This is a genomic window from Pseudoxanthomonas sp. PXM02 (genome assembly GCF_014851805.1).
Lineage (GTDB): Bacteria > Pseudomonadota > Gammaproteobacteria > Xanthomonadales > Xanthomonadaceae > Pseudoxanthomonas_A.
In genome coordinates this window covers 535,312-560,062 of the sequence record NZ_JACVAK010000003.1, presented here as the reverse complement: position 1 = coordinate 560,062, position 24,751 = coordinate 535,312, and the positions used below count along the sequence as shown (strand labels likewise).

Genomic DNA, 24,751 nt, shown 5'->3' with positions numbered 1-24,751 from the left:
ATGAGCGAGGTTCGCCCCCTGCCCGACGCCACGGATACGACACCTGCTGCGCTGCCCCTGCGCAGCGTACTGCCGGCGTTCGTCCTCGACCTCGCGCTTGCTGTCACGCTGTCGTTCTCGACGCTGATGCTGGGCCTGTTCGGCTGGGCAGCCTGGCGGGGCATACAGCTGGCGCAACAGGCGGGCGGTGCGCCCGACGCGCAAGCCTTGCAGGCTCAACTCGGGACGCCACCGGTCCTTTTCCTGATCGTCATGACGCTGGTCAGCACTGGGGGAAGCGCCCTCGCGCTTTATTTCTGGCGCCGTCGCGCGACTCCGATCGAGCGACGCGAATCCACCTCCCGACTGGCCAAGCCCGCCACGTGGGGATGGGCGCTGGCGGCAGGCCTGGTGACATTCCTCTTCAGTTCGTTGATGAGTGCCGGTGGGCGCGCGCTGGGGCTGGATCTTGAACCCAGCAACCTGGACCTGATCAAGGAAGGGTTCGCCCGGTTCCCGGTCTTCCTGGCGCTGTTCGCGGTGGTCCTGGCGCCGCTGTACGAGGAACTGCTGTTCCGCCGAGTGCTGTTCGGACGGCTATGGCAGGCCGGGTGGCCGACGCTGGGCCTGGTCCTCAGCAGCCTCGCATTCGCGCTGGTCCACGAACTTCCAGGCCTCAACGGCAAACCCGCAGCCAGCACGCTGTTCCTGATCATGGTCTACGCCGGCATGGGCGGCATCTTCGCCTGGGTCTACCGCCGGACGGGCACCCTGTGGGCCGCCATCGCCGCCCACATCCTGAACAATGCGATAGCGCTGGCTGTCCTGCAGGTTTACGGCGGCGCCCAGGTCTAATGTGATTGACGAAAGTTTAAGACGCGCTTGCCCAGACTCTGGTGTCACGCAATGTCGCAGGGGGCGAGCATGAAACTCCGGATCCTCGGAACCGCCATGGTGCTGGGCCTGACCGCCTGTGCCACCACCACCTCGCCCACCGGGCGCACGCAGATGGTCGGCGGTGTGTCGCAGGCGCAGTTGGACCAGTTGGGCGCCCAGGCTTTCGCCGAGACCAAGGCGAAAGAAACCCTCAGCCGTGATGCGAAGCAGAACGCCTACGTCACCTGCGTCGTCAACGCCTTGGTGCGGCAGCTGCCGCCAGAGCAGCGTAGCGTGGCTTGGGAAACTGCGGTCTTTGCCGACAACGAACCCAACGCGTTTGCGCTGCCCGGCGGCAAGGTCGGCGTGAACACCGGCATCTTCACGGTTGCCAAGAATCAGGATCAGCTGGCCGCCGTGCTGGGACACGAAATTGGCCATGTGATTGCGCGACATCACGAAGAGCGCATCACGCGACAGATGGGCGCACAGACCGGCCTCGGCGTGCTGGGTGCCCTGGCAGGTGCCCGCTACGGTGAGGGTGCAGCCAACACCGTCAACCAACTGGGCGGCATGACGGCGCAAGCGGCGTTCCTGTTGCCGGGGTCGCGCACGCAAGAGAGCGAGGCCGATGTCGTCGGACAGCGGCTGATGGCGCAAGCCGGGTTCGATCCGCGCCAAGCCGTTGGCCTCTGGCAGAACATGATGGCCGCCAGCGGCGGACGTTCCCCGCAATGGCTGTCGACCCACCCGGATCCCGCGAATCGCATTCGCGAACTCGAACGTGACGCACCCTCCCTCGTACCCACCTACGAGGCGGCCAGGAAGGCCGGAAACGCACCGAAATGTGGCTGACACACGCCCGGGTATTGCTGCGAAGCAGCACCTGAAACGGTATCCGCCTTCCCTTGGTTTCTGTTAGTTTTGCCGGCCCCGCACGCAGACGGGACGAACGCGTCTCCTTCTGCATGGCCCCACGAGGTTTAAACATGAAGCACCGCATGCCCCGGAAAACCCTTCTCAGTCTGATGTTGCTGGCCGCGTTCGGCGGTGCCGTCGTCGCCGATGCGTCGGCGCAAGGCGCCCGCTCCGCAGACCGCAAGGGCGAGTCTCGCGGCAAGAGCCAGAAGCCTGAGGTGCGGTACCCGGACGCGACCCGCGAGGAACCCAAGACCAAGCCGTCCAGCAAGATGCAGGGCAAGCTCAGCAAGTTGTTCAAGGCTTATGAAAAGGACGACAACGACGCCGAAACGCTGACGCTGGCGAAGGAACTGCTGGCCGAACCTGCCGCCAACGAGTACGACAAGGCGATGGCCGCGCAGCTCGGCGCACAGGCGGCGTACAACATGGACGACACCGCGACCGCAAAGCAGCTGTTGCAGCAGGTCATCGATCTCAACGCGCTGGACAACAACGCGCACTACCAGTCAATGGTGATGCTGGCCCAGCTCCAGTTGCAGGACGACGAATTCGCCCCCGGGATGGCCAACTTGGACCGTTACCTGGCGGAGACCAAGTCCAACAAGCCGGAAGACCTCATCCAGAAGGGTCAGGCGCTCTACCAGATGGAGAAGTACGCCGAGGCTATCCCAGTGCTTGAACAGGCCATTGCTGCTACGCCCGAGCCGAAGGACAACTGGTATGGCCTGTTGCTGGCCTCGCTGATTAGTGCGGAGCGCCCGGCAGAAGCCGTGAAGATCGCCGAACAGATGGCGGCCAAGAACCCGTCCGACAAGAAGACCCAGATGAACCTGGTGGCCACCTACCAGCAGGCGGACCAGTTCGACAAGGCCGCTACGACGCTGGAAAAGCTGCGTGCCGCTGGCCAGCTCACCGACGAGAAAGAGTACCGTCAGCTCTACGTGACCTACGCCAACATGGACGGCAGAGAAAAGGATGTCATCTCGGTCGTCAATGAAGGACTGCAGAAGGGCGTCCTGAAGCCCGACTACCAGACCCAGCTGGCACTGGCGCAGGCCTACTATTACTCCGAGCAGATTCCGCAGGCCATCGAGGCTTGGCAGAAGGCCGCGCCGCTCTCCAAGGACGGCGAGACCTACCTAAACCTCGCACGGGTCCTGTGGCAGGAAGGCCGTATCCCGGAGGCCAAGACCGCCGCGCGTGCCGCGCTTGACAAGGGATTGAAGAAGCCGGAAGACGCAAAGAAGATCATCGCGCTCCCGTAACGTGATTCGTTGACACCGAAGGCCAAAAATCCATACGGATGATGGCACCGGAGCGTCGGATTGGTATAAGCTGGGGGTTCCGCCGGTAAAAACTACCGGCAGGACCCAGAATCAACGAGGCGCTCCGGCGCCCGTATCAACCTTGAGTTAATTGGCGCATGGCTGAACAACTGGTCATCAACAGGTACCGGGAGCAGGAAGAGGACAACAGCCTCAACTGGCCCCGTATCATCGGTATTGCCTTCGTGATCGCGTTGCACGCAGCGGCCCTGCTTGCGCTGCTGATCCCGGCGGTCGCTCCGCCGGCAGAGAAGGAGAAGGAGCGCCGTACATCGGTCGTCATCGTCGATGCTCCCCCGCCGCCTCCCCCGCCGCCGCCGCCGCCGCCGCCGCAGGATACGCCGCCGCCGCCGGTCAAGAACCTGGCGCCGCCGCGCACCACGCCGCTGCCGCCGCCGCCGGAAGCACCGCCCGTCGACATCGCCGAGCCGCGTCCGACCGACATCGTGACGCCGCCCTCGCCGCCGGCTCCCCCGGCAGCGGTCGCCGACATCGGCGCCAGCGTCGACATCTCGTCGAAGAACATGAACCCGCCCCGCTACCCGCCCGCTGCTGCGCGCGCAGGTATCGAAGGTACGGTCATCCTGATCATCGACGTCGACGCGAACGGCAACGTGACCAATGTGTCGGTGGAGAAGTCCAGCCGCAATCGCGATCTCGATCGCGCCGCGATGGACGCTGCACGCAAGTGGCGCTTCAACGCCTCCATCGTCAATGGCCAGAAGGCCGCAGGCCGCGTCCGCGTGCCGGTGGACTTCAACATGGGCGGCTGATGCCACTTGGCATCGATCGTTTTCAACGTAACCCGCAACACTCTCAATCAACACTTATATAAAGGTAAGCGTCATGCTGCAGGAAACCCTTTTCGCCGCCGCCGCCGGGGGCAACAACGCCGCGAATGCCCTGTCGCAGATGGGCTTCGAGCACATGATGAGCGAGATGGTCAGCAAGCCCGGCGAGTTCATCGTCTCCTGGGTCGTGCTGCTCACCCTGGTCATCATGTCGGCCATGTCCTGGTACTGGACCGTCATCAACGTGCTGCGTAGCACCCGCCTGAAGGGTCAGGCTGACCGCGTCACCAGCTCGTTCTGGGAAACCCCGAACGCGCAGGACGCCATCCGTCTGATGGAAGAGCAGCCGAAGAACGAGCCGTTCTCCAAGATCGCGCTCGACGCCGCCCAGGCAGCTGCCCACCACCAGCGTTCGGAAGGTTCGGGCGAAACCCTGAGCCGTTCGGAGTTCGTGGACCGCGCCCTGCGCCAGGCCGTGACCCGTGAGAGCACCAACCTGCAGGGCGGCATGACGCTGCTCGCCACCGTCGGTGCGACCGCGCCGTTCGTGGGTCTGCTGGGTACGGTGTGGGGTATCTACGGCGCCCTGATCCGCATCGGTGCGACCGGCCAGGCCTCGATCGACGCCGTCGCGGGCCCGGTGGGTGAAGCGCTGATCATGACCGCGATCGGTCTGTTCGTCGCCATCCCGGCCGTGTTCGCCTACAACTTCTTCAGCAAGACGAATGCGGCCGTCATCGCCAAGTTCGACACGTTCGCGCACGACCTGCACGACTTCTTCGCCACCGGCTCGCGCGTTCGCTGAGCCGGCGGTACAAGCAGTCAACGCAACGTTCTAGACGGAGCCCGTCATGGCTTTCAGTAGTGGTAATAGCGGTGGCCCGATGGCCGAGATCAACGTCACGCCCCTCGTGGACGTGATGTTGGTGCTGCTGATCATCTTCATCATCACGGCGCCGCTGATGTCGCACAAAGTGAAGATCGATCTGCCGGAGACGGTCCAGATCGCGAAGGAAGAGGACGACGGTCCGAAAACCCCGCCGATCACCATCTCCGTCAAGGAGAACGGTGACCTGTACTGGGGCGATGAGCCGGTCAGCAAGGAAATCCTTGAGTCGCGCCTGTCCAGTACGGCCCAGCTGTCGCCGCAGCCGAAGCTCAACCTGCGCGGCGACAAGACGACCAAGATGGGCGTCATCGCGGAAGTCACCAAGATCGCGCAGGGTCAGGGCATGCTGGACATTGGCTACGTGGCCACGAAAGAGAAGGGGCAGTAAGCCATGGCATTCAGCAGTGGTGGTAGCAAAGGCCCCATGGCCGACATCAACGTCACGCCCCTCGTGGACGTGATGCTGGTGCTCCTGATCATCTTCATCGTGACCGCCCCGATCATGACGTACCCGATCGAGGTCGCCCTGCCGCAGCGTGTGATCAACCCGCCGCCGCAGATCAAGGAACCGCCGCCGCCGATCGAGTTGAAGATCAACGCCGACGGCACGGTTTACTGGAACAACAGTCCGGTGAACGTTGCGGATCTGCAGGAAAGGATGGAAAACGAAGTTCGCCGCGATCCGACCAACCAGCCGGAACTGCGCATCGACGCGAACTCGGAAGCGCATTACGACGTGATGGCCAAGGTCCTGGCAGCCGCCAAGAACGCGCAGATGTTGAAGATCGGTTTCGTGCAGTAAACCTGACGCGCAACACCCCATTGAACGCCGCCCACCCGGGCGGCGTTTTTCTTTGGGCGTTCGCCACCCCTTGCGGTGCGGTGGGTAACGGGCGTAGCGTCGGAATCACGGTTCCGACAGAAGGAGGTGTGCCATGGCGTTCTCCGTTTCCGCAAGCCGTTCCGAACTGGCCGAGATCAACATCACCCCGCTGGTGGACGTGATGCTGGTCCTTCTGGTGATCTTCATGGTCACCGCGCCGATGCTGTCACGCCCGATCGACGCGATGCTGCCTCAGCCCGTCCCGGTAAAGCCGGTCGATCCCCCGAATGACCTGGTGCTCAAGGTCGGGTTGGCGGGTGCCTATACCCTGGACGATCGCGCCGTGACGTTGTCCGAATTGCGTCTGCGGCTCGAGGATGCGCGCGTCTCCGATCCCCGCACGGTGCTGCAGGTCGAAGCCGCGGAAGGTGCCGATTACCAGCAGTTAGTCAGTGCGCTGGCCCAGGCCGAGGCCAGTGGCCTTGGCAACATCGTGATGAGGAACTGACCGCTTCGCGGGGCGGGGCTGTTTTCAGCCCCGGCCTTCGGTCGGTGGCACTGCAAGAATATCCAGATAGCGTCCGATGGTGCTTTCCAGGCCGGCGTAAAGCGCCTCGCCGATCAATGCGTGGCCGATGGAGACTTCGAGCACATCGGGCACGGTGCTCAAAAACAGGCCCAGGTTGTCCTGGCTGAGATCGTGCCCCGCGTTGACGCCCAGGCCAAGCGCCTGGGCTTCCCGTGCGGTCTGGACGCAAAGAGCAAGCGCTTCGGAAGCTTCGCCATGCGCGGCGGCTTCCGCGAACGGTCCCGTGTAGACCTCGATGCGGTCCGCCCCGATGCGCACCGCGTTCTCCAGCCCTTCGCAGCCGGCGTCCACGAACAGGCTGACCCGGCATCCCATCGCCTTGAGCGCGGCTACGAGTGGCTGCAGGCGATCGGTGTCGCGGGAGAAGTCGAAGCCGTGGTCGGACGTGATCTGTCCGTCGCCGTCCGGCACCAGGGTCGCCTGTGCCGGTCGCACCTCGTCGCATAGCGCCAGGAAGCCGGGGTAGTCTCCTCGCGGCGGAGCGAACGGATTGCCTTCCACGTTGAGTTCGACGCCGTTCGCGCGCGTCAGCCGGGACAACGCACGGACATCATCGGGACGGATGTGGCGCTGGTCAGGGCGCGGATGCACGGTGATGCCGTGCGCACCCGCAGCCAGGCAGGCCGTCGCCGCACGTACCACGTCCGGCTCGGCGCCACCCCGGGAATTCCTCAGTACCGCGACCTTGTTGACGTTGACGCTGAGCAGGGTCACGGGGTCGGTGGCTCCGACGGGGGCGGGGCGTTGCGCCGCGCCTCGGCCAGCTCACGCAGTCGGCGGAGTTCGGCCGGGTCGATCATCATCGACGGGTCGCGGCTCATTTCGCCCAGCCGGCGCGAGGCACGCGCCATGAACCACGCCACGAACAGGCCCAGCGCCGCCAGCAGCAGGACGACCATCAGACCAGTCGAGGTCGTGCGCACGGCCATGAACATGCAGCCGATCGCCATCAACAGGAAAAGCCAGTGCATCGTCCACCCCCGGGCTCGGTGGCCGCATCTTACCGCTTCCGTCCCGCCTCAAAAACGGGCGTGCTTCACAGCAACGGCGACATCAGCCGCGCGAGCGCCTCGGGCAGCCGGTGCCGCCACAGCGAGCGTTGACGCTGGAGCTTCACAGGTTCGCTGGCGGCGATCTCGCCTTCCAGCCACTGCGCGAGCGTGCCGGCGACGCCGCGATCGCGGAACATCATCGAAATCTCGAAGTTCAGCCGGAAGCTGCGATGGTCGAAGTTGGCGCTGCCGATGATCGCCAGCGCGTCGTCGCACAGCAGTGCCTTGCTGTGCATCATCCGCGGCCCGTACTCGTACACCTTCACCCCTGCGGCCAGCAACTCATCGAAGTACGAGCGCGCCGCCAGCGTCACCAACCGCGAGTCGCTGACCTTGGGCACCACCAGGCGGACGTCGAGTCCGCCGAGCGCGGCCGACGTCAGCGCCATCCGCGCCGCCTCGCCGGGCACGAAGTAGGGCGTCACCAGCCATACCCGCTGCTTCGCCTCGTGGATCGCCGCCACCTTGGCGCGATGGATCGGTTCCCAGCCCGAGTCCGGGCCCGAGATGAGCGCCTGCACGGCGATACCGCCGCGCACACTGGCATCGTTGGCACTCCACAGTCGCGTGCCCTGGAAGTCCTTGCGCTGCTGGCCGGTCGCGTACACCCAGTCCTCGACAAACACCTGCTGGATGCTGCGCACGATCTCGCCTTCCAGCCGCAGGTGAAGATCGCGGTAGGCATCCTCGCGCAGGGACTCGTCTTCCTCGTCGGTGACGTTGATGCCACCGGTGAAGGCGATGCGTCCGTCGACCACCACGATCTTGCGATGCGTGCGCAGGTTGAGCCAGGGCCGGGTGAAGGGACGGAACCGCGTGGGGTGGAACCACGCGTACTCGCCACCGGCCGCGACCAGTGCATCCAACGCGCGTTTCTTCAACCGGTTGGAGCCCACCGCATCCAGCAACAGCCGTACCTTCACGCCTTCGCGGGCCTTCACCGCCAGCGCATCGAGGATGCGCTGACCCGTGCGGTCGCCATTGAAGATGTAGTACTCCAGGTGGATGTGGTTCTCCGCGATGGCGATCGCATCGAGGATGGCTTGGTAGGTGGCGCAGCCATCGATCAGCTGCTGCACGGACGTTGCCGACGAAGGCGGCAGCCCGGTGGTCTTCTGCGCGAGCATTGGCAACTCGGCGCTCTTGCCATCCGCAGGTGCGAAAACCTCATAGCTCTCCACGCCCGCGCGCGAGCGGGTGCGTCGCAGCTGGTGCCGCTTGATGCGCTGCGGGCCAAGCAGGAAGTAGATCAGGTAACCCACGTAGGGCAGCAGCGCCAGCGACAGCAGCCAGCTGAGCGTGGCAACCGGCTCGCGCTTCTGCAGGACGATCCAGGCGCACAGCGGCACCAGGTACAGCAGCCATGCCAGCGTCACCCACCATTTGAGGTGGGGAAGCGAGGAAAAGAAGTCGCCCAAGGCGCCAAGCATGTCGTGCATGGGACGATTCTATGCGGTGTCGCGTTACATGCGACGACGTCGGCGTAAGCTCCCGGCATGACAACGCGCGGCCGACCGGGCATCAAGGGACGGGGTTCCACCGGATACCTGCCGGGGCGGTTCGCCGTGACCACACCGGATGCGGTCGACGATGGCTGGCACGAGGCCGATACCGAAGGCGACATCACCTCGTCACCGCGCACCGAGATCATCGAGGAGGTCGCGCGCAGCGTCATCACCCGCAACCAGTCCCCGGACATCCCGTTCGACCAGTCGCTGAATCCTTACCGGGGTTGCGAGCACGGGTGTTCGTACTGTTTCGCCCGTCCTTCGCACGCCTACCTCGACCTGTCGCCGGGACTGGACTTCGAGACGAAGATCTTCGCCAAGACCAACGCCGCCGAGGTGCTGCGGCGCGAGCTGTCGAAGCGGGGCTACGAACCGAAACCGATCTCGCTGGGCATCAACACCGACGCCTACCAGCCGACCGAACGCAGGCTGCAGCTGACACGCCGGATCATCGAGGTGCTGGCCGAGACGAAGCATCCGTTCTCGCTGATCACCAAGAACGCGCTGATCGAGCGCGACATGGATCTGCTGGCGCCCATGGCGCGGGAGAACCTGGTGCATGTCTACTTCTCCATCACCACGCTGGACAACGGCCTGTCTTCGCGACTGGAGCCACGCGCCTCGGCGCCGCACAGTCGCCTGCGGGCGGTGAAGCGCCTCGGCGAGGCCGGCATACCGGTGGGCGTGATGTTCGCGCCTGTCATTCCGTGGGTGAACGACCACGAGCTGGAAGCGGTACTCGACGCGGCGCGGGACGCCGGCGCCACCGCGGCCGGCTACGTGCTGCTGCGGCTGCCGCATGAAGTCGCGCCGCTGTTCCGCGACTGGTTGCAGACGCACCTGCCGGATCGCGCGGCGCACGTGATGAGCACGATCCAGCAGCTGCGCGGGGGCAAGGATTACGACAGCCGCTTCGGCAGGCGGCTCCGTGGCGAGGGCGTGTACGCGGACCTGCTGGCGCGACGCTTCGCGCTGGCCTTGAAGCGCGCCGGCTTCGAGGGGCGCCGTCATCCGCCGTTCGATTGCACGCGCTTCGTGCCGCCGCGTGCGTCTTCGCCCCAGGGCGAGTTGTTCTGACCTGCATTGCGCTGCGACGATCGGTCACATCGAAGGAAGCGCGTGCCTGCGGAGAATGCAGGCTTCCCTCCGCGTGCGCACACGATGATCCAGTCGCTCTACCTCGCCGGTCCCGACATCTTCCGCCCCGATGCCGTGGCGCACGGCGAACGGTTGAAGGCGCTGTGCGCGCGCTACGGCTTCGAAGGTCTGTTTCCGCTGGATGCCCAGGTGGCCGGGCATGCCACCGGTGACCGGCTCGAGACGGCGCGCTGGATCTATCGCGCGGACCTCGGCCTGCTCGATGCCGCCGACGCGGTGCTGGCCAACCTCGACTTCTTCCGTGGTGCCGAGCCGGACAGCGGTACGTGCTTCGAAGTCGGTTACGCGATCGCCCGCGGCAAGCCGGTGTACGGGTACGTGCCCGAAGGCGGCAGTCTGGCCGACCGCATCCGTCAGCGGTGTCCACAGTACCTTGGCAAGGCCGACGGTCTCGATGCCGGCGGATGGGAACTGGAGGAGTTCGGCCTGCCGCTCAACCTGATGCTGGCCGTGCCCAGCGTGATCGTCGTGGGTGATGCGGAGACCGCCCTGCGACGCCTGCGCGCCGACGTGGACGCGCAGCGGCGGGCAAGTCTGTCAGCGGCCGCCGTATAACCGCTCGGCGCGCTGGAACAACACCCAGCTGGTCGCGATGTACTTGTCGCCGTGCAGCGGCCGGTTGCCGCGATGGGTGTGGGTGAACGCCGTCGGCGCGATCAGCAGGCTGCCGGTGCGCGGCACGATCTTGCGCTGCTGGTGGAAGAACTCCGTTTCGCCGGCGCCGAAGCCATCGTTGAGATAGATCGTCCACAGCACGTGGCGGTGCAGGGTCTCCGCATCCGGCGCCTTCGGGAACAGCTCGCAATGCCAGTACGGATAGCCACCCTCGCCCGCCGTGTATCGCTGCAGGTTGATCTTGCCCGGCACGAAGACCTTCATCACCAGCTTCATCAGCGCGGCATCGTCCATGCCGGCGACATCGTCGTAGCGCAGGCGGTGCAGCACGCCCTCCGCATCCGGCTGCTGCAGCATCAGCGGTGCGATCAGGCTGAAGGGATAGGTGCGCAGGTACTGCTGCAGGCCGGTGAGTACGGCCAGGTTGAGGCGCTGTTCCACGTCGCGCCATTCGGCGACACCGCTGATGCTGATGTCGCGGCTGTGCTTGAGTTCGGGGTAGTGTCCGCCGCCGACGTGTCCAGGCTGGTCCTGCCCGCTGCCGTCGAAGCGCGCGACGATGGCGCGACAGGTCTCCGCGTCCAGCGCGTCGGGGTAGACCTCGATGAAGTCGTTGCTCATGCGGGCATGCAATCCATCAGGAGGATCCGTCGCCGGTCGACGGGCCGGCATCCTTGCGGCACGCCTCGAGGATCCGCGGTTCCAGCGTCTTCTCCAGCGTGCCTCGCTGGTCTGCAAGCGCCAGCGTGTCGAACACCGCGATCTGCGCTTCCGGGCGTTCGATGCTGATTTCGGCGTAGGCCTTCAGCGCGCTGCGCACACCCGCAACCTGCGGCGCGACCACATCGGCGCGCTGTTCGGGATGGGTGATCTGCCAGGCGGCATTGCCGTACAGCATCTGCATGAAGAGCAGGCCGTCGTAGTGCGACTCCACTTCCAGCTTCGGCTCGAGGAAACGGCACACGGTGACCACCAGATCCGGTGTCCGGACGGCCCACTCCAGCAGCCAGGCGCGCATCGGTTTCGCATCCGGGTCGAGCGGAAACCGTTCCAGGTGGCGCGTCAGCCGGACGAACTTCGCCTGGTCGGTCTCGGCGGGTGCTTGCGCCGTGGCCATGCCGGGCAGGCAGGCCAGCACGATGATCGCCCACAGGGTTTGCGCTCGCGTCACCCGGCTCTCCCGGCGGAGGGACATCTCCGCATCCGCGTCGATTCTAGCCGCGTCCGGTCACGCCGCTGCGGTGTCGTGCGCCCGGTGGTAGCCAACCGCGGCCTCGACTTCCTTCTTCGAGCCCAGGAACACCGGCACGCGCTGGTGCAGCTGGGTCGGGCGCAGCGACAGGATGTCCTCGCGGCCGGTGCTGGCGGCGCCGCCGGCCTGTTCGACCAGCATGCCCATCGGGTTGGCTTCGTACATCAGGCGCAGCTTGCCCGCCTTGCCCGGATCCTTGCGGTCCCACGGATAGATGAAGATCCCGCCGCGGGTCAGGATGCGATGCACGTCGGCGACCATGCTGGCGATCCAGCGCATGTTGAAGTCCTTGCCGCGCGGACCTTCCTTGCCGGCCAGCAGGTCGTCGACGTAGCCCTGCATCGGCGCTTCCCAGTGGCGCTGGTTCGACATGTTGATGGCGAACTCCTTCGTCTCTTCCGGAATCCGCATGTCGCGCTGGGTCAGCACGAAGGCGCCCTGCTCGCGGTCCAGCGTGAACGCGTGCGTGCCGTTGCCGGTGGTCAGCACCAGCATCGTGCTGGGGCCGTAGATGCAGTAGCCGGCGGCGACCTGTTCGCGACCCGGCTGCAGGAAGTGCTCGTCGCCGGGCTTCGTCACACCGTCCGGGCAACGCAGCACCGAGAAGATGGTGCCGACCGAGACGTTGACGTCGATGTTGGAGCTGCCGTCCAGCGGATCGAACAGCAGCAGGAAGCCGCCGCGCGGATAGGCATCCGGGATCGGCTGGCTGTGGTCCATTTCCTCCGAGGCGCAGGCGGCCAGGTGGCCACCCCAGGCATTGGCTTCCAGCAGGATGTCGTTGCTCAGCACATCCAGCTTCTTCTGCGCCTCGCCCTGCACGTTGCCGGTGCCGGCGTCGCCCAGCACGCCGCCCAGTGCGCCCTTGCTGACCGCGATCGAGATGCTGGTGCAGGCGCGGGCCACCACCGCGATCAGCTGGCGCAGGTCGGCGCTGATGCGGCCGGCACGCTGTTCTTCGATCAGGTAGCGGCTCAGCGAGACGGCGGACGGAGCGGGAGCGGGCATGATGGGGTCCACGGCGAAGGTGGCGCGCATTGTCCGGGTTAATGAGACCAATGCAAGACCATTCGCTATGCTCGCGGACCGGATAAGGAAGGATCGGATGGACGAAGCGACCCCGCAGACCTGGCTGGCCCTGTCCTCGGCGCTCGGGCTCGGCCTGCTGATCGGGCTGGTGCGCGAACGTAGCGGCGGGCGCGGCCACAAGATCGCCGGCCTGCGCACGCATGCGCTGGTGGCGCTGGGCGCAGCGGTGGCCGCCTCGCTCGGCCAGCCGGTGCTGCTGGTCGGCCTGGGCATCACCGGCGTGCTGGCGGCGATGGCCTACCGGGCGACCCACCGGGACGACCCCGGCCTGACCAGCGAGGTGACGCTGGTGGTGACGTTCCTGCTCGGCGCCATGGCGATGCGTACGCCGGCACTGGCAACGGGGCTGGCGGTCGTCGTCGCCGTGCTGCTGTACGCCAAGCAGCCGCTGCACGAACTGACCCGCGAAACCTTCAGCGAGCGCGAGGTCTTCGACGGCCTGCTGCTGCTGGCCTCCGCGCTGGTGATCCTGCCGATCCTGCCGGACCGCGCCATCGGTCCGTTCGAGGCGATCAACCTGGCCACGATCTGGAAGCTGGTTGTGCTGGTGATGGCGGTCAGCGCGCTGGGCCACATCGTGCTCCGCCTGGTCGGCAATCGTTGGGGGCTGGCGGCGGCGGGTTTCTTCGCCGGCTATGTGTCGTCGACGGCGGCGACGATCGGGTTCGGCCAGCGGGCGAAGGAAACACCGGCGCTACTGCGTTCTGCCGTCGCCGCGGCGTTGCTGTCCAATCTCGCTTCGCTGACGTTGTGCGTGCCGATCCTGTGGGCGGTATCGCCGCCGCTGGTGCGTGACCTGCTGCCGGAGCTGTGCGCGATCGGTGCGGTGTTGTTGGCGGGCGGACTGGTGGGACTGCGCGCGGGTCGCGATGAGACGGTGAAACCACCGACGTCCGAAAGCCGCATGTTCCGCTTCGGCCAGGCGCTGGGCTTCGCGCTGCTGGTCGCCGTGCTGACGTTCGTCGCGGCGGCGCTGGCCGCATGGATCGGGCCGCGCGGTGCGATGGCGGCGGCCGCGTTGTCCGCGGCGGCGGAACTGCATGCGGCAGTGGCGACGCTGGCCAACCAGTTCGCGCGTGGTGGGCTTGAAGCGTCAGAGGCACGCTGGTGGATGCTGGCGCTGCTGTCGGCCAGCCTGATCGCCAAGTCCGTCATTGCCTGGGTCAGCGGCGGCGCGGCCTATGGGCTGCGCGTATCGGCGGGCCTGCTGATCGCGCTCGCCGCCGGTGCGGCGATGGTGTGGGTGTTCTGACGCGCCCGTGATGCCAGGTGTGGGAGCGACGTCAGTCGCGATGGACGGTCAGTAGAAAAGCATCGCGACTGACGTCGCTCCCACAGGAAGCAGGGTCGGCGTCCTTCAGATGATCCTCAGCGTGATCGCCTTCAGCACGGCGCGGGTGCGGTCGCGCGTTCCCAGTTTGTCTAGGATGGTGGAGACGTAGTTCTTCACCGTGCCTTCGGCGAGGAACAGCGTGCGCGCGATTTCCTTGTTCGAGTAGCCGCCGGCCAGCAGGCGCAGGATCGCGACCTCGCGTTCGCTGAAGGTGTCGGTGGGCGGCGCTTCGTCGCGGAAACGGAAGCGCGCACGCACGGGATCGGTGCTCACCGGCTGCAGCAGCGTCTCGCCAGCGGCCACGCGCTGGATGGCGTCGTGCAGGTCTTCCGGTGCGGCGTCCTTCAGCAGGAAGCCTTGGGCGCCGGCATCGGTGGCGCGCAGCAGCAGGTCGCTGTCGTCGAAGGTGGTCAGCAGCAGGAACGGCGTGCGATCACCGCGCTCGCGCAGCTGGATCAGCGCGTCGATACCATCCACGCCCGGCATGCGGATGTCGCTGAGCACCACGTCCACCGGTTGCGACTCCAGCTTCGCCAGCAGGTCGGCGCCGTCGTCGGCTTCGAACACCACCTCCACCTGTTGCGCTTTCAGCAGGGCGCGCAGGCCCGCGCGGACCAGCGCCTGGTCGTCGGCCAGGGCGACGCGGACGCTCATGCGGGCAACCTCACGTCCATGCGCAGGCCACCGGTGGCGCTGCTGCCGAGCTGCACGTCACCGCCCAAGGCGGCCACGCGCTCACGGATGCCCGACAGGCCGTTGCCCTCGCGCACGCGGCCCTTGAGGCGGCCATCGTCTTCGATCTGCAGGTGCATGCCTGCGTCCTCCTTCTTCAATGACACGGTCAGTGTTTCCGCACTGGCATGGCGGGCTGCGTTCGTCAGGCACTCCTGGACGATCCGCAGCAGCGACTCGGCAACCGCGGGATCGTCGACCTTCACGCCGTCCTCGATGCGCAGGTCCAGCGCCGGTCGCGGCAGCGGCGCGGCCAGAGCGCGAATCGCCGTCTGAAGATCGAGTCCGCGCGAATCGCGCATGGCCTGCACCACGCTGCGGATGTCGTCGAGCAGCTCGGTCGAAAGCTGCTGCGCAATGCGGATTTCCTCGCGTGCCGCCAGTGCCGGATCGCTGGCCAGGGCGCGCAGGTTGAGCTTCATCGCGGTCAGCTTGTGGCCGGCGACGTCATGCAGCTCGCGCGCCACGCGCAGGCGCTCGGCATCGCGCGCGCTGTCGGCCAGCAGAGCGCGCGTCGCAAGCAGGTCCGCGTTAACGCGGGCGAGCGTGTCGCGCGAGTCCTCGGCGCGCCGCGCGTAGTGCACGCACAGTCCCGCGAGCGACTGGAAGCCGAGGTTGATCAGCACCATCGTGAACGGTGCACCGAACTCGTGGTGCACCATCATCAGGTAGAAGCCGAGGTTCAACAGCGCGGTCGCACCGATCAGCCATCGCGGCGACAGGATGTTCGTGGCGCAGGCGACCCAGACGACCAGCAGCACCTGCGCCGTACCGATGCGCGGCGTCAGCCATCCGAGCAGCAGCGCGAGGCCGGCCATCGCGACCAGGGCCAACTGCCGGGGGCGCTCCCACGTCTCTGGCGCCAGCGCGAACAGAAGGAATCCCAGTGCATACGCGGCCAGCGCCGCCGCGGCCGCCGGCAGCACGTCGGGTGGCAGGAAGCGCAGGCCCAGCGCCACGGCGGCCAGGGTGAAGACGCCTGCCAGCGTCATGGGTTCGCGAAGTCGGGTCAGGGACGTCCACATGCGCCCATGCTGTCGCCTGCTCTTTGGCGACGCAATGGCTTTACCGCAAGTGGTGACTTCCGGCAGGTCAGGGGGCGTTCGTCAGAACGCGTCGCCGGGCACGCGCACCGCGCCTTCCATCAGCACGCGCGCGCTGCGGCTCATCACCGCCTTGGTCACGGCCCACTTGCCGTCGACCTGCTTGACGTCCGCGCCGACGCGCAGCGTGCCGGACGGATGGCCGAACACCAGCACGTCGCGTGTGCCGCCACCGGCCGCCGCGTTGACCAGCGTGCCGGGTACGGCCGCGGCGGTCGCGATGGCGACCGAGGCGGTGCCCATCATGGCGTGGTGCAGCTTGCCCATCGACATGGCGCGTGCGAGCAGGTCGATGTCGCTGGCCTGCACCGGCTTGCCGCTGGACGACACGTAGTCCCTCGGTGGCGCGACGAACGCGACTTTCGGCGTCAACGGACGCTTCGCCGCTGCTTCCACGCTGTCGACCAGGCCCATACGGACCGCACCATGCGCGCGGATGGCTTCCAGCTTCGCCAGCGCAGCCTTGTCCTCGTTGATCGCACCCTGCAGCTCGGTGCCGTCGTAACCCAGCGCCGCGGCCTCGACGAACACCACCGGCACGCCGGCATTGATCATCGTGGCCTTGAATACACCTACGCCCGGCACGTCGAGATCGTCGACCAGATGGCCGGTCGGGAACATCGCGCCGTCCCCCTCGCCTTCGCCCTCGTCGGCCGGATCGATGAATTCGAGCTGCACTTCCGCGGCGGGGAACGTCACGCCGTCCAGCTCGAAGTCGCCGGTTTCCTGCACTTCCCCGTTCGTCACCTGCACGTGCGCGACGATGGTCTTGTGGATGTTGGCCTGCCAGATGCGGACGGTGACGACGCCGTTGTCGGGAATGCGCGCGGCATCGATGAAGCCATTGGCGATCGCGAACGGACCGACGGCCGACGACAGGTTGCCGCAGTTGCCGCTCCAGTCGATGAAAGACTCGTTGATCGGCACCTGCCCGTACAGGTAGTCGACGTCATGGCCGGGCTGTGTGCTGGCCGAAATGATCACCACCTTGCTGGTGCTCGACGTCGCTCCGCCCATGCCATCGGTGTGCTTGCCATACGGATCAGGCGAGCCGATGACGCGGCTCAGCAGCGCATCGCGCACCGGCCCTGGCGCCTGCGCGCGTTCGGGCAGGTCCTGCAAACGGAAAAACACGCCTTTCGACGTGCCGCCGCGCATGTAGGTGGCGGGGATGCGGATCTGGGGGGCGTGGGACATGGGCGCGCTCGACTAGGTTTGCGTTTCTCCCCTCTCCCCTTGCGGGAGAGGGGTCGGGGGAGAGGGCGCTCTTTCACGCAGCGCCTGCCAAATAGACTCCAGCACCACATCGGTATGCAGGAGTATCTCGTTGTTCCAGAACCGCAGTACGCGGAATCCCTGTTGCGTCAGCCAGGGATCACGCCCGGTGTCGCCGTGAGATCCATTGTGCTGCCCGCCATCGGCTTCGACGATCAACCGTGCACCGAAATGCACGAAATCGACGATGTAAGGTCCAATCGGTTGCTGACGGCGGAACTTCTCGCCATCCAGGCGATGCGCCCGCAATTGGTTCCAAAGCCGATGTTCTGCATCGGTCATGTTGCGACGAAGTTGTTTCGCGAACGTTCGTGATTCCATGGCGCCCCCTCTCCCCAACCCCTCTCCCGCAAGGGGAGAGGGGCTCGCAACATCCATGTGCAGAGAGAGGAGCATATACATCGTCAGGCCCCGTCCGGAATCTCCGGCTCCACCAGCTTCGCCAGCATCTCCAGCGATTCCTGCCAGCCCTGGTAACAGAAGTCGACCGGGATCGCGGCGGGAATGCCTTCCTGCACGACATTGAGCTCGGTGCCGGCGATGCTCGGCTTCAGCGTCACCGTCACCTGCATCTGGCCCGGCAGGCCGGGGTTGTCGAACTGGTCCGTGTAGCGCAGCAGCTCGTTCTCCACCAGCTCCACGTAGGTGCCGCCGAAGGAGTGGCTGGAACCGGTGCCGAAGTTGGTGAACGACATCGTGTAGCCGCCACCCACGCGAGCATCCATCGAATGGACCTTGCCCGTGAACCCGTGCGGCGGCAGCCACTTCACCATCGCATCCGGATCGAGGAACGCGCGGTAGACGCGCGACGGCGGCGCGCGCAGCACGCGGTGCAGGCGGACGGTGCCGGGGGTGGCGTTGTCGGACATGATCGGACTCCTGTGCGTTGGGTGTACCGAGTCGACGAACGGGTCAGGCCGCTTTCGACGCGTCGAGGAAATCCTGCGCGAACCGCTGCAGCACCCCACCCGCCTCGTAGATCGACACTTCCTCATCCGAATCCAGCCGGCAGGTCACCGGTACCTGCACGGTCTCGCCGTTGGCGCGGTGGATCACCAGCGTCAGGTCGGCACGTGGCCTGCGCTCGCCGACCACGTCGAAGGTCTCCGTGCCGTCGATGCCGTAGGTCTTGCGGGTCTCCCCCGGCTTGAACTCCAGCGGCAGCACGCCCATGCCGATCAGGTTGGTGCGGTGGATGCGCTCGAAGCCCTCGGCGACGATGGCTTCCACGCCCGCCAGCCGCACGCCCTTCGCCGCCCAGTCGCGCGAACTACCCTGACCGTAGTCGGCGCCGGCGATGATCACCAGGGGCTGCTTGCGGTCCATGTAGGTCTCGATGGCTTCCCACATGCGCACCACCTGCCCGTCCGGCTCGATGCGGGCCAGCGAACCCTTCTTCACTTCGCCGCCGACCACTGCCATCTCGTTGACCAGCTGCGGATTGGCGAAGGTCGCGCGCTGCGCGGTCAGGTGGTCGCCGCGATGCGTGGCGTAGGAATTGAAGTCCTCCTCCGGCAGGCCCATCTTCGCCAGGTATTCGCCGGCCGCGCTGGACGCGAGGATCGCGTTCGACGGCGACAGGTGGTCGGTGGTGATGTTGTCGCCCAGCACCGCCAGCGGGCGCATGCCGCGCAGCGTGCGCGCGCCTGCCAGTGCGCCTTCCCAGTACGGCGGGCGGCGGATGTAGGTGCTCTGCGGGCGCCAGGCGTACAGCGGATCGACCTTGCCGCCGTGCTCGACGCGCACGTTGAACATCGGTTCGTAGACCTTGCGGAACTGCGCCGGCTTCACGCTCGCCTTGACGATGGCGTCGATCTCCTCATCGCTGGGCCAGATGTCCTTCAGCGTGATCGGGTTGCCGTCGGCATCTATGCCCAGCGCGTCCTTCTCGATATCGAAACGCACGGTACCGGCAATGGCGTAGGCGATCACCAGCGGCGGCGAAGCAAGGAAGGCCTGCTTCGCATACGGATGGATGCGGCCGTCGAAGTTGCGGTTACCCGACAGCACGGCCGTCGCATACAGGTCGCGGTCGATGATTTCCTGCTGGATTTTCGGGTCCAGCGCGCCGCTCATGCCGTTGCAGGTGGTGCAGGCGAAGGCGACGATGCCGAAACCGAGCTGCTCCAGGTCGGGCAGCAGGCCGGACTCTTCCAGGTACAGCTGCACGGCCTTGGAGCCCGGTGCCAGCGACGACTTCACCCATGGCTTGCGCACCAGGCCCTTCGCGTTCGCGTTGCGCGCGAGCAGCGCGGCGGCGATCACGTTGCGCGGATTGCTGGTGTTGGTGCACGAGGTGATCGCGGCGATGATCACCGCGCCATCGGGCATCAAACCCTGCGCTTCCTCTCCCCTGCCCGCCTGCAGCTTGGCTTCGTCGGCGATGCCGCGCTCGGCCAGCGCGCTGGTCGGCAAGCGCTTGTGCGGGTTCGACGGGCCAGCCATGTTGCGCACGACGGTGGACAAGTCGAACTGCAGCGTGCGCTCGTATTGCGCGGTCTTCAGATCGTCGGCCCACAGACCGGCGGTCTTTGCGTAGGTTTCGACCAGCGCGACCTGCTCGTCGCTGCGACCGGTCAGGCGCAGATAGTCCAGCGTGTTGTCGTCGATGAAGAACATCGCCGCGGTCGCGCCGTACTCGGGCGCCATGTTGGAAATCGTCGCGCGGTCGCCGATGGTCAGCGCCGCGGCGCCTTCGCCACGGAACTCCAGGTACGCGCCGACGACTTTCGATTGGCGCAGGAATTCGGTCAGTGCCAGCACCACGTCGGTTGCAGTGATGCCGGGCTGCGGCCTGCCACTGAGTTCGACGCCGACGATGTCCGGCGTGCGCATCCACGAAGCGCGGCCGAGCATGACGTTTTCCGCTTCCAGTCCACCGACGCCGATCGCGATGACACCCAGCGCATCGACATGCGGTGTGTGGCTGTCGGTACCGACGCAGGTGTCGGGAAACGCGACGCCGTCCTGGATGTAGACCACTGGCGACATCTTCTCCAGGTTGATCTGGTGCATGATCCCGTTGCCCGGCAGAATCACGTCGACGTTCTTGAACGCGAGCTTGGTCCAGTCGATGAAGTGGAACCGGTCCTCGTTGCGGCGGTCCTCGATGGCGCGGTTCTTCGCGAACGCATCCGGGTCGTAGCCGCCGCACTCCACCGCCAACGAGTGGTCGACGATCAGCTGCACCGGCACCACCGGGTTCACCTGCGCCGGATCGCCGCCCATGTCGGCGATGGCATCGCGCAGGCCGGCCAGGTCGACCAGTGCGGTCTGGCCGAGGATGTCGTGGCAGACCACGCGCACCGGGAACCACGGGAAATCCAGGTCGCGGCGGCGCTCGATGAGCTGGCGCAGGTAGTCGTCGCGGCGCGCGGGATCGGCGCGGCGGACGATGTTCTCGGCGTGGACGCGCGCGGTGTACGGCAGCGCGGCCCAGGCGCCGGCCTGCAGCGCATCGACGGCGGCGCGCGCGTCGTAATAGTCGAGCTTCGTGCCCGGGAGCGAGGTGCGGTAATCGGTATTCATGGCGTGCCGTCAGCTGTGAACGAGGCGCGCGTGGCGCAAGCCCGGCGCGTGGTCACTATGCTACCGGAGCCCCTGCCCGCCCACGTGCAGCGAAGACCCGCCGTCGGAAAGAAATCGCCGATGCGTTGACGGAAACCATCAACCTACAGGGTCATTCGAAGACCAGCACGCCCTTCATCATGTTCCAGTGGCCGGGGAAGCTGCAGAAGAAGGTGTAGTCGCCGCCCTTGCGCAGACGGGACGTCGGGAACACCACCTCGGTCGTCTGTCCGCCGCCGATCACCGGCGTATGCGCGATCACGCGGGCATCGTTGCGCGGGACATAGGCATCGGCCAGTTTCATGCGACCGCCGGCCAGTCCCACCTCGCGGTGATGGCGCGTTTCCGTCAGCACCCAGTTGTGCCCCATCGCCTGCGCCGGCATGCGGCCCACGTGCTTCAACACCACGCGCAGCTGCGCGCAATCGCCGGGCACGCGGATGGTTTTCAGGTTGAAGGTCATCATGTCCGTCGCCTCGATCGTCACCGCGCAGTTGCGGGCGAAAGCGGCGTTGGAGAGGGACAGCAGCGCGCAGAGCGCAATCAATGGAAGCAGGCGTCGGAGCATCGGGCATCCACGGGAGCGAGGGATGCCACGATTGTAAGCGTTGCGTCAGACGTCGCCGCCGTCGGCCCAGCCTTCGCCGGTGCCACGCGTATACACCTTGTCGTCTTCGCGTACGTCACCGGCCGGGATCGCGTCCTGCTTCTCCAGCCGCGCATAGATCGGCGTGAAATCCGGCGCAGTGGCGTTCATCAGCTGCTCGAAGCTGTCGATGACGAAATACGTCTTCTGGAATGTGTCGATGCGGTAGCGCGTGCGCATGATCCGTTCCAGGTCGAAACCGATGCGGTTGGGCGCGTCCGACTCCAGCGAATACAGCGACTCGCCCTTCGACGACACGATGCCGGCGCCGTAGATGCGCAGGCCGTCCTTCGTGTTGATCAGGCCGAACTCCACCGTGTACCAGTAGAGCCGCGTCAGGTGCTGCAGCGCGTCCGTGCCGATGCCGTGCGCCTTCACGCCGCCCTTGCCGTACGCCTCCATGTAGTCGGCGAACACCGGGTTCATCAGCAGCGGCACATGGCCGAACAGGTCGTGGAACAGGTCCGGTTCGGCGATGTAGTCGATCTGGTCCGGGCGACGGATCCACCACGTCACCGGAAAGCGGCGGTTGGCCAGATGGTCGAAGAACTCCAGCTCCGGCAGCAGGCCTTCCACGCCGACCAGCGTCCAGCCGGTGGTGGCGCGCAGCACCTCGTTCAGTTCGTCGAAGCGCGGAATGCGGTCCGGCGTCATGCCCATGGCGTCCTGCGCCTGCAGGAACTCGTCGCAGGCGCGGCCGACCAGCAACGCCCGCTGGCGCTCGTACAGCGTGCCCCAGGTGGCGTGGTCATCGGCCGGGTAGTCCGCGGGTTGGTCCACGATCGCGGTCGTATAGACCGGCACGTACCCCTTGTCGGTCTGCTGGTGCTCGACGCGGCGCGGCTCGTTCATGGCGGTTTCCCGGGTGGCCTGATGATTCGACGATGCTAGCCGCTGAGCCGCGCAACAGGCTTGCAAAGTTGCGCTCATGCCGCCAAATGGAGCAATAATCGTGCACACAATTGATATTTTGTGCATTAAATGACCGAATCAGCCTCGCTCGACCGAACCGACCTGCGCCTGCTCGCCCTGCTGCAGCGCGATGGCCGTGCCACCAACGCCGATATCGCTGCCCAAGTGAACCTGTCGCCCTCGGCCTGCCTGCGCCGCATCCAGCGGCTGGAGGCGAACGGCGTGATCGCCGGGTACGGCGCGCGTGTCGATCCAAAGGCGGTCGGCCTGGGCCTGCAGGCGTTCGTGCGGGTCCAGCTGGAGCGGCACGACCCGGCCAGCGTCCAGCACTTCGGCGATGGCGTGCGAGCGAGGGATGAGGTGGTGGCCTGCTACGCGTTGACCGGCGACATGGACTACCTGCTGCACGTGGTGGTGCAGGACCTGGAGCACTTCTCGCGCTTCCTGCTGGACGGCCTGCTCAACGCCAGCGGCGTGGCCGACGTGAACTCCAGCTTCGTGCTGCGCGCGGTGAAGACCGATGCTGGCCTGCCGCTGGGGGATGCACGATGACGTCGATCATGATCGCTTCTGCGACACGCCGGACGGAGCAGGCGTTCTGGGAAGGCAGCGCGTTGGGTGCGTCGTTGCGCCGGCTCTCGTTCGATGGCCGCATCCGCGGACGGATCGCCTACCAGAACCAGCGTGGCTTGCCCGACGTCTACAACCAGGCGATCGAGGAGAGCGAAGGCAGCGATGTGCTGCTGTTCGTGCATGACGACGTGTGGCTGGATGACTGCTTCCTGGCGGATCGTATCGGAGACGCGATCCGTCGCTACGACATCGTCGGTGTGGCGGGCAACCGGCGCAGGCAACCGGGACAGACCGCCTGGGCATTCGCCGATGCCTCGCTCGCGTGGGACGACAAGGCCTATCTGTCGGGTGCGGTCGCGCACGGGCCCTATCCGTTCGGCGCGGTATCCCACTTCGGTGACGTCCCCGCCGACTGCGAGCTGCTGGACGGCGTGTTCCTTGCAGCCAACCGTGCGCGCATCGTCGAGAAAGGAGTGCGGTTCGATCCGTGCTTCGCCTTCCATTTCTACGACATGGACTTCTGCCGTTCGGCCCGGGGGGCCGGACTGGCCCTGGGGACTTGGCCGATCAGCCTGACCCACCAGAGCGGCGGCGCCTTCGGGTCGGCGCCATGGAAGAAGGGGTACGAACGCTACATGGCCAAGTGGGGCGACTAGCGGAGCGTGTGCTACAACGCACGCCATTCCGACGGAGAACACCGATGTACGGACTGATCGGCAAGATGCGCGCCACGCCCGGCCAACGCGATGCCTTGCTTGCCATCCTGCTCGAGGGCACGGACGGCATGCCGGGCTGCCTGAGCTATGTCATCGCGCAGGATCCGGCCGACGCCGATGCGATCTGGATCACCGAGGTCTGGACCGATGCCGCCAGCCACAAGGCATCGCTGTCGTTGCCGGCGGTGCAGCAGGCCATCTCGAAAGCGCGGCCACTGATCGCGGGTTTCGACAGCCATGTCGAGACGGTGCCGGTGGGCGGGCATGGGTTGCCGTCCACGCGGTGATCGCACAGAACATTGGTGTGGGAGCGACGTAAGTCGCGATGGCGGTATCGTCGCAATTCATCGCGACTTACGTCGCTCCCACACCTGTACTCCCGGTGCTTGCAACTCTTTCGCCCTAGACTGCGCCATGGATCTCTTCCTCACCTCTTGGCAACGCGCATGGACCGGCATCGGCGCGCCGGGCGAGGGCGGTGCGCTGTTCGAACAGCTGAAAACCGCTTACGCGGAACCGCAGCGCCATTACCACACGCTCCAGCACCTCGGTGAATGCCTGGCGGCCTTCGATGACGCCCAGGTACTCGCGGACCACCCGCATGCGGTCGAGATGGCGCTGTGGTTCCACGACGCTATCTACGACGTCAAAGGCCACGACAACGAACAGCGCAGCGCCGACTGGGCGCGCGATGCGCTACTTGCAGCCGGTGTCCCGGGCGAGTCTGTCCGGCATGTGCATGACCTGGTGATGGCAACGCGGCATACCGCGGTGCCGTCGGGCCGCGATGAGCAGCTGCTGGTCGATATCGACCTGTCGATCCTCGGCGCGGAGCGCGCACGCTTCGACGAGTACGAACAGCAGATCCGCAAGGAATACAGTTACGTGCCGGGGTTCCTGTTCCGTCGCAAGCGGAAGGAGATCCTGCTCGGCTTCATGGAACGTCCGGCGATCTACAGCATGCCGCATTTCCACGATGCGCTGGAGGCGAGGGCACGCGACAACCTGCGTCGCGTGACGTCCTAGA

Annotated in this window: 29 protein-coding genes; 15 read left to right on the top strand and 14 right to left on the bottom strand. The window is 66.2% G+C overall.

The annotated features are described in order from the left end of the window. The 8 genes from IB225_RS16660 to IB225_RS16625 all read left to right on the top strand — a co-directional run bounded on the left by IB225_RS16660 (window position 1) and on the right by IB225_RS16625 (window position 6,112). A complete protein-coding gene (locus tag IB225_RS16660) occupies window positions 1–834 on the top strand; it encodes a CPBP family intramembrane glutamic endopeptidase (protein WP_192312584.1) in 834 nt (277 codons plus the stop codon). 69 nt (window positions 835–903) lie between these two features. Further along, the gene (locus IB225_RS16655) at window positions 904–1,710 is read left to right on the top strand and encodes a M48 family metallopeptidase (RefSeq protein WP_192312583.1); all 807 of its coding nucleotides are present in this window, start codon (window positions 904–906) and stop codon (window positions 1,708–1,710) included. A gap of 134 nt (window positions 1,711–1,844) precedes the next feature. Beyond that, window positions 1,845–3,041 carry a tetratricopeptide repeat protein gene (locus tag IB225_RS16650; RefSeq protein WP_192312582.1) on the top strand — a complete coding sequence of 399 codons (1,197 nt, stop codon included), beginning with the start codon at window positions 1,845–1,847 and terminating at the stop codon, window positions 3,039–3,041. Between the two features lie 158 nt (window positions 3,042–3,199). After that, window positions 3,200–3,874: an energy transducer TonB gene (locus tag IB225_RS16645; RefSeq protein ID WP_192312581.1), complete on the top strand. Its 675-nt coding sequence runs from the start codon at window positions 3,200–3,202 to the stop codon at window positions 3,872–3,874. 73 nt (window positions 3,875–3,947) lie between these two features. Beyond that, on the top strand, window positions 3,948–4,697 hold the full coding sequence (gene exbB / locus IB225_RS16640; protein ID WP_192312579.1) for a TonB-system energizer ExbB: 750 nt from the start codon (window positions 3,948–3,950) through the stop codon (window positions 4,695–4,697). Window positions 4,698–4,743: 46 nt separating this feature from the next. Further along, window positions 4,744–5,169 carry a biopolymer transporter ExbD gene (locus IB225_RS16635; protein ID WP_192312577.1) on the top strand — a complete coding sequence of 142 codons (426 nt, stop codon included), beginning with the start codon at window positions 4,744–4,746 and terminating at the stop codon, window positions 5,167–5,169. A 3-nt stretch (window positions 5,170–5,172) separates the two neighbouring features. Further along, entirely contained in the window at window positions 5,173–5,583 is a 411-nt protein-coding gene (locus tag IB225_RS16630) for a biopolymer transporter ExbD (RefSeq protein ID WP_192312575.1), read from the top strand. 133 nt (window positions 5,584–5,716) lie between these two features. Then, a complete protein-coding gene (locus IB225_RS16625) occupies window positions 5,717–6,112 on the top strand; it encodes a biopolymer transporter ExbD (RefSeq protein WP_192312573.1) in 396 nt (131 codons plus the stop codon). A 24-nt stretch (window positions 6,113–6,136) separates the two neighbouring features. On the opposite strand, the gene IB225_RS16620 is transcribed toward IB225_RS16625, so the two are convergent. The 3 genes from IB225_RS16620 to cls all read right to left on the bottom strand — a co-directional run bounded on the left by IB225_RS16620 (window position 6,137) and on the right by cls (window position 8,675). Continuing rightward, window positions 6,137–6,907, bottom strand: a complete 771-nt coding sequence (locus IB225_RS16620) for a pyridoxine 5'-phosphate synthase (RefSeq protein ID WP_192312571.1) — start codon at window positions 6,905–6,907, stop codon at window positions 6,137–6,139. Further along, on the bottom strand, window positions 6,904–7,164 hold the full coding sequence (locus IB225_RS16615; RefSeq protein WP_192312569.1) for a hypothetical protein: 261 nt from the start codon (window positions 7,162–7,164) through the stop codon (window positions 6,904–6,906). The genes IB225_RS16620 and IB225_RS16615 overlap by 4 nt, the downstream gene beginning before the upstream one ends. 65 nt (window positions 7,165–7,229) lie before the next feature. Beyond that, window positions 7,230–8,675, bottom strand: coding sequence for a cardiolipin synthase (gene cls / locus IB225_RS16610; RefSeq protein WP_225583982.1), 1,446 nt, complete (start codon window positions 8,673–8,675; stop codon window positions 7,230–7,232). 66 nt (window positions 8,676–8,741) lie between these two features. Here cls and IB225_RS16605 point away from each other — a divergent pair, with 66 nt between their 5' ends. Together IB225_RS16605 and IB225_RS16600 are read left to right on the top strand one after the other, a co-directional pair. Continuing rightward, window positions 8,742–9,830 (top strand): PA0069 family radical SAM protein, encoded by a 1,089-nt coding sequence (locus IB225_RS16605; RefSeq protein WP_192312565.1) that lies wholly within the window; start codon window positions 8,742–8,744, stop codon window positions 9,828–9,830. 84 nt (window positions 9,831–9,914) lie between these two features. Then, complete coding sequence (locus IB225_RS16600; RefSeq protein WP_192312563.1) at window positions 9,915–10,466, top strand: nucleoside 2-deoxyribosyltransferase; 552 nt, start codon at window positions 9,915–9,917, stop codon at window positions 10,464–10,466. Here the strand turns inward: IB225_RS16600 and IB225_RS16595 are convergent. From IB225_RS16595 to IB225_RS16585, 3 genes are read right to left on the bottom strand one after another with little or no spacing between them, the layout of a single operon-like run. Next, on the bottom strand, window positions 10,449–11,147 hold the full coding sequence (locus IB225_RS16595; RefSeq protein ID WP_192312561.1) for a 2OG-Fe(II) oxygenase: 699 nt from the start codon (window positions 11,145–11,147) through the stop codon (window positions 10,449–10,451). The two genes, IB225_RS16600 and IB225_RS16595, sit on opposite strands and share 18 nt — an antisense overlap. A 16-nt stretch (window positions 11,148–11,163) precedes the next feature. Then, the gene (locus tag IB225_RS16590; RefSeq protein WP_192312559.1) at window positions 11,164–11,721 is read right to left on the bottom strand and encodes a hypothetical protein; all 558 of its coding nucleotides are present in this window, start codon (window positions 11,719–11,721) and stop codon (window positions 11,164–11,166) included. A 33-nt stretch (window positions 11,722–11,754) separates the two neighbouring features. After that, complete coding sequence (locus IB225_RS16585; protein ID WP_192312557.1) at window positions 11,755–12,786, bottom strand: class 1 fructose-bisphosphatase; 1,032 nt, start codon at window positions 12,784–12,786, stop codon at window positions 11,755–11,757. Between the two features lie 97 nt (window positions 12,787–12,883). On the opposite strand from IB225_RS16585, the gene IB225_RS16580 reads away from it, so the two are divergent. Further along, a complete protein-coding gene (locus IB225_RS16580) occupies window positions 12,884–14,119 on the top strand; it encodes a DUF4010 domain-containing protein (protein ID WP_192312555.1) in 1,236 nt (411 codons plus the stop codon). A gap of 105 nt (window positions 14,120–14,224) precedes the next feature. Here IB225_RS16580 and IB225_RS16575 read toward each other — a convergent pair whose 3' ends face one another. The 8 genes from IB225_RS16575 to phhA form a co-directional block, all read right to left on the bottom strand. Beyond that, complete coding sequence (locus IB225_RS16575) at window positions 14,225–14,854, bottom strand: response regulator transcription factor (RefSeq protein WP_192312553.1); 630 nt, start codon at window positions 14,852–14,854, stop codon at window positions 14,225–14,227. Continuing rightward, window positions 14,851–15,561 (bottom strand): histidine kinase, encoded by a 711-nt coding sequence (locus IB225_RS20645; protein ID WP_345776640.1) that lies wholly within the window; start codon window positions 15,559–15,561, stop codon window positions 14,851–14,853. The genes IB225_RS16575 and IB225_RS20645 overlap by 4 nt, the downstream gene beginning before the upstream one ends. Before the next feature lie 477 nt (window positions 15,562–16,038). Then, complete coding sequence (gene prpF / locus IB225_RS16565) at window positions 16,039–17,232, bottom strand: 2-methylaconitate cis-trans isomerase PrpF (protein WP_192312549.1); 1,194 nt, start codon at window positions 17,230–17,232, stop codon at window positions 16,039–16,041. 12 nt (window positions 17,233–17,244) lie between these two features. Then, entirely contained in the window at window positions 17,245–17,631 is a 387-nt protein-coding gene (locus IB225_RS16560) for an endonuclease domain-containing protein (RefSeq protein WP_192312547.1), read from the bottom strand. Window positions 17,632–17,714: 83 nt separating this feature from the next. Further along, the gene (locus IB225_RS16555; protein ID WP_192312546.1) at window positions 17,715–18,179 is read right to left on the bottom strand and encodes an SRPBCC family protein; all 465 of its coding nucleotides are present in this window, start codon (window positions 18,177–18,179) and stop codon (window positions 17,715–17,717) included. A 43-nt stretch (window positions 18,180–18,222) separates the two neighbouring features. After that, window positions 18,223–20,838 carry a Fe/S-dependent 2-methylisocitrate dehydratase AcnD gene (acnD, locus tag IB225_RS16550; protein ID WP_192312544.1) on the bottom strand — a complete coding sequence of 872 codons (2,616 nt, stop codon included), beginning with the start codon at window positions 20,836–20,838 and terminating at the stop codon, window positions 18,223–18,225. A gap of 151 nt (window positions 20,839–20,989) precedes the next feature. Continuing rightward, window positions 20,990–21,445 (bottom strand): azurin, encoded by a 456-nt coding sequence (azu, locus tag IB225_RS16545; protein WP_192312542.1) that lies wholly within the window; start codon window positions 21,443–21,445, stop codon window positions 20,990–20,992. Window positions 21,446–21,490: 45 nt separating this feature from the next. Then, window positions 21,491–22,375, bottom strand: a complete 885-nt coding sequence (gene phhA, locus IB225_RS16540) for a phenylalanine 4-monooxygenase (protein WP_192312540.1) — start codon at window positions 22,373–22,375, stop codon at window positions 21,491–21,493. A 129-nt stretch (window positions 22,376–22,504) separates the two neighbouring features. On the opposite strand from phhA, the gene IB225_RS16535 reads away from it, so the two are divergent. From IB225_RS16535 to IB225_RS16520, 4 genes are all read left to right on the top strand, one after another. Continuing rightward, entirely contained in the window at window positions 22,505–22,987 is a 483-nt protein-coding gene (locus tag IB225_RS16535; RefSeq protein WP_192312538.1) for an Lrp/AsnC family transcriptional regulator, read from the top strand. After that, window positions 22,984–23,664 (top strand): hypothetical protein, encoded by a 681-nt coding sequence (locus IB225_RS16530; protein WP_192312536.1) that lies wholly within the window; start codon window positions 22,984–22,986, stop codon window positions 23,662–23,664. The genes IB225_RS16535 and IB225_RS16530 overlap by 4 nt, the downstream gene beginning before the upstream one ends. A gap of 44 nt (window positions 23,665–23,708) precedes the next feature. After that, entirely contained in the window at window positions 23,709–24,011 is a 303-nt protein-coding gene (locus tag IB225_RS16525) for a putative quinol monooxygenase (protein WP_192312534.1), read from the top strand. A 127-nt stretch (window positions 24,012–24,138) separates the two neighbouring features. Continuing rightward, window positions 24,139–24,750 carry an N-methyl-D-aspartate receptor NMDAR2C subunit gene (locus tag IB225_RS16520; RefSeq protein ID WP_192312532.1) on the top strand — a complete coding sequence of 204 codons (612 nt, stop codon included), beginning with the start codon at window positions 24,139–24,141 and terminating at the stop codon, window positions 24,748–24,750. Window position 24,751: the final 1 nt, after the last annotated feature.

Coding starts and splice junctions, on each gene's coding strand:
- IB225_RS16660 (WP_192312584.1), top strand. CDS start 1: ATGAGCGAGGTTCGCCCCCTGCCCGACGCCACGGATACGACACCTGCT.
- IB225_RS16655 (WP_192312583.1), top strand. CDS start 904: ATGAAACTCCGGATCCTCGGAACCGCCATGGTGCTGGGCCTGACCGCC.
- IB225_RS16650 (WP_192312582.1), top strand. CDS start 1,845: ATGAAGCACCGCATGCCCCGGAAAACCCTTCTCAGTCTGATGTTGCTG.
- IB225_RS16645 (WP_192312581.1), top strand. CDS start 3,200: ATGGCTGAACAACTGGTCATCAACAGGTACCGGGAGCAGGAAGAGGAC.
- exbB (WP_192312579.1), top strand. CDS start 3,948: ATGCTGCAGGAAACCCTTTTCGCCGCCGCCGCCGGGGGCAACAACGCC.
- IB225_RS16635 (WP_192312577.1), top strand. CDS start 4,744: ATGGCTTTCAGTAGTGGTAATAGCGGTGGCCCGATGGCCGAGATCAAC.
- IB225_RS16630 (WP_192312575.1), top strand. CDS start 5,173: ATGGCATTCAGCAGTGGTGGTAGCAAAGGCCCCATGGCCGACATCAAC.
- IB225_RS16625 (WP_192312573.1), top strand. CDS start 5,717: ATGGCGTTCTCCGTTTCCGCAAGCCGTTCCGAACTGGCCGAGATCAAC.
- IB225_RS16615 (WP_192312569.1), bottom strand. CDS start 7,164: ATGCACTGGCTTTTCCTGTTGATGGCGATCGGCTGCATGTTCATGGCC.
- cls (WP_225583982.1), bottom strand. CDS start 8,675: ATGCTTGGCGCCTTGGGCGACTTCTTTTCCTCGCTTCCCCACCTCAAA.
- IB225_RS16605 (WP_192312565.1), top strand. CDS start 8,742: ATGACAACGCGCGGCCGACCGGGCATCAAGGGACGGGGTTCCACCGGA.
- IB225_RS16600 (WP_192312563.1), top strand. CDS start 9,915: ATGATCCAGTCGCTCTACCTCGCCGGTCCCGACATCTTCCGCCCCGAT.
- IB225_RS16595 (WP_192312561.1), bottom strand. CDS start 11,147: ATGAGCAACGACTTCATCGAGGTCTACCCCGACGCGCTGGACGCGGAG.
- IB225_RS16590 (WP_192312559.1), bottom strand. CDS start 11,721: ATGTCCCTCCGCCGGGAGAGCCGGGTGACGCGAGCGCAAACCCTGTGG.
- IB225_RS16585 (WP_192312557.1), bottom strand. CDS start 12,786: ATGCCCGCTCCCGCTCCGTCCGCCGTCTCGCTGAGCCGCTACCTGATC.
- IB225_RS16580 (WP_192312555.1), top strand. CDS start 12,884: ATGGACGAAGCGACCCCGCAGACCTGGCTGGCCCTGTCCTCGGCGCTC.
- IB225_RS16575 (WP_192312553.1), bottom strand. CDS start 14,854: ATGAGCGTCCGCGTCGCCCTGGCCGACGACCAGGCGCTGGTCCGCGCG.
- IB225_RS20645 (WP_345776640.1), bottom strand. CDS start 15,561: ATGGTGCTGATCAACCTCGGCTTCCAGTCGCTCGCGGGACTGTGCGTG.
- prpF (WP_192312549.1), bottom strand. CDS start 17,232: ATGTCCCACGCCCCCCAGATCCGCATCCCCGCCACCTACATGCGCGGC.
- IB225_RS16560 (WP_192312547.1), bottom strand. CDS start 17,631: ATGGAATCACGAACGTTCGCGAAACAACTTCGTCGCAACATGACCGAT.
- IB225_RS16555 (WP_192312546.1), bottom strand. CDS start 18,179: ATGTCCGACAACGCCACCCCCGGCACCGTCCGCCTGCACCGCGTGCTG.
- acnD (WP_192312544.1), bottom strand. CDS start 20,838: ATGAATACCGATTACCGCACCTCGCTCCCGGGCACGAAGCTCGACTAT.
- azu (WP_192312542.1), bottom strand. CDS start 21,445: ATGCTCCGACGCCTGCTTCCATTGATTGCGCTCTGCGCGCTGCTGTCC.
- phhA (WP_192312540.1), bottom strand. CDS start 22,375: ATGAACGAGCCGCGCCGCGTCGAGCACCAGCAGACCGACAAGGGGTAC.
- IB225_RS16535 (WP_192312538.1), top strand. CDS start 22,505: ATGACCGAATCAGCCTCGCTCGACCGAACCGACCTGCGCCTGCTCGCC.
- IB225_RS16530 (WP_192312536.1), top strand. CDS start 22,984: ATGACGTCGATCATGATCGCTTCTGCGACACGCCGGACGGAGCAGGCG.
- IB225_RS16525 (WP_192312534.1), top strand. CDS start 23,709: ATGTACGGACTGATCGGCAAGATGCGCGCCACGCCCGGCCAACGCGAT.
- IB225_RS16520 (WP_192312532.1), top strand. CDS start 24,139: ATGGATCTCTTCCTCACCTCTTGGCAACGCGCATGGACCGGCATCGGC.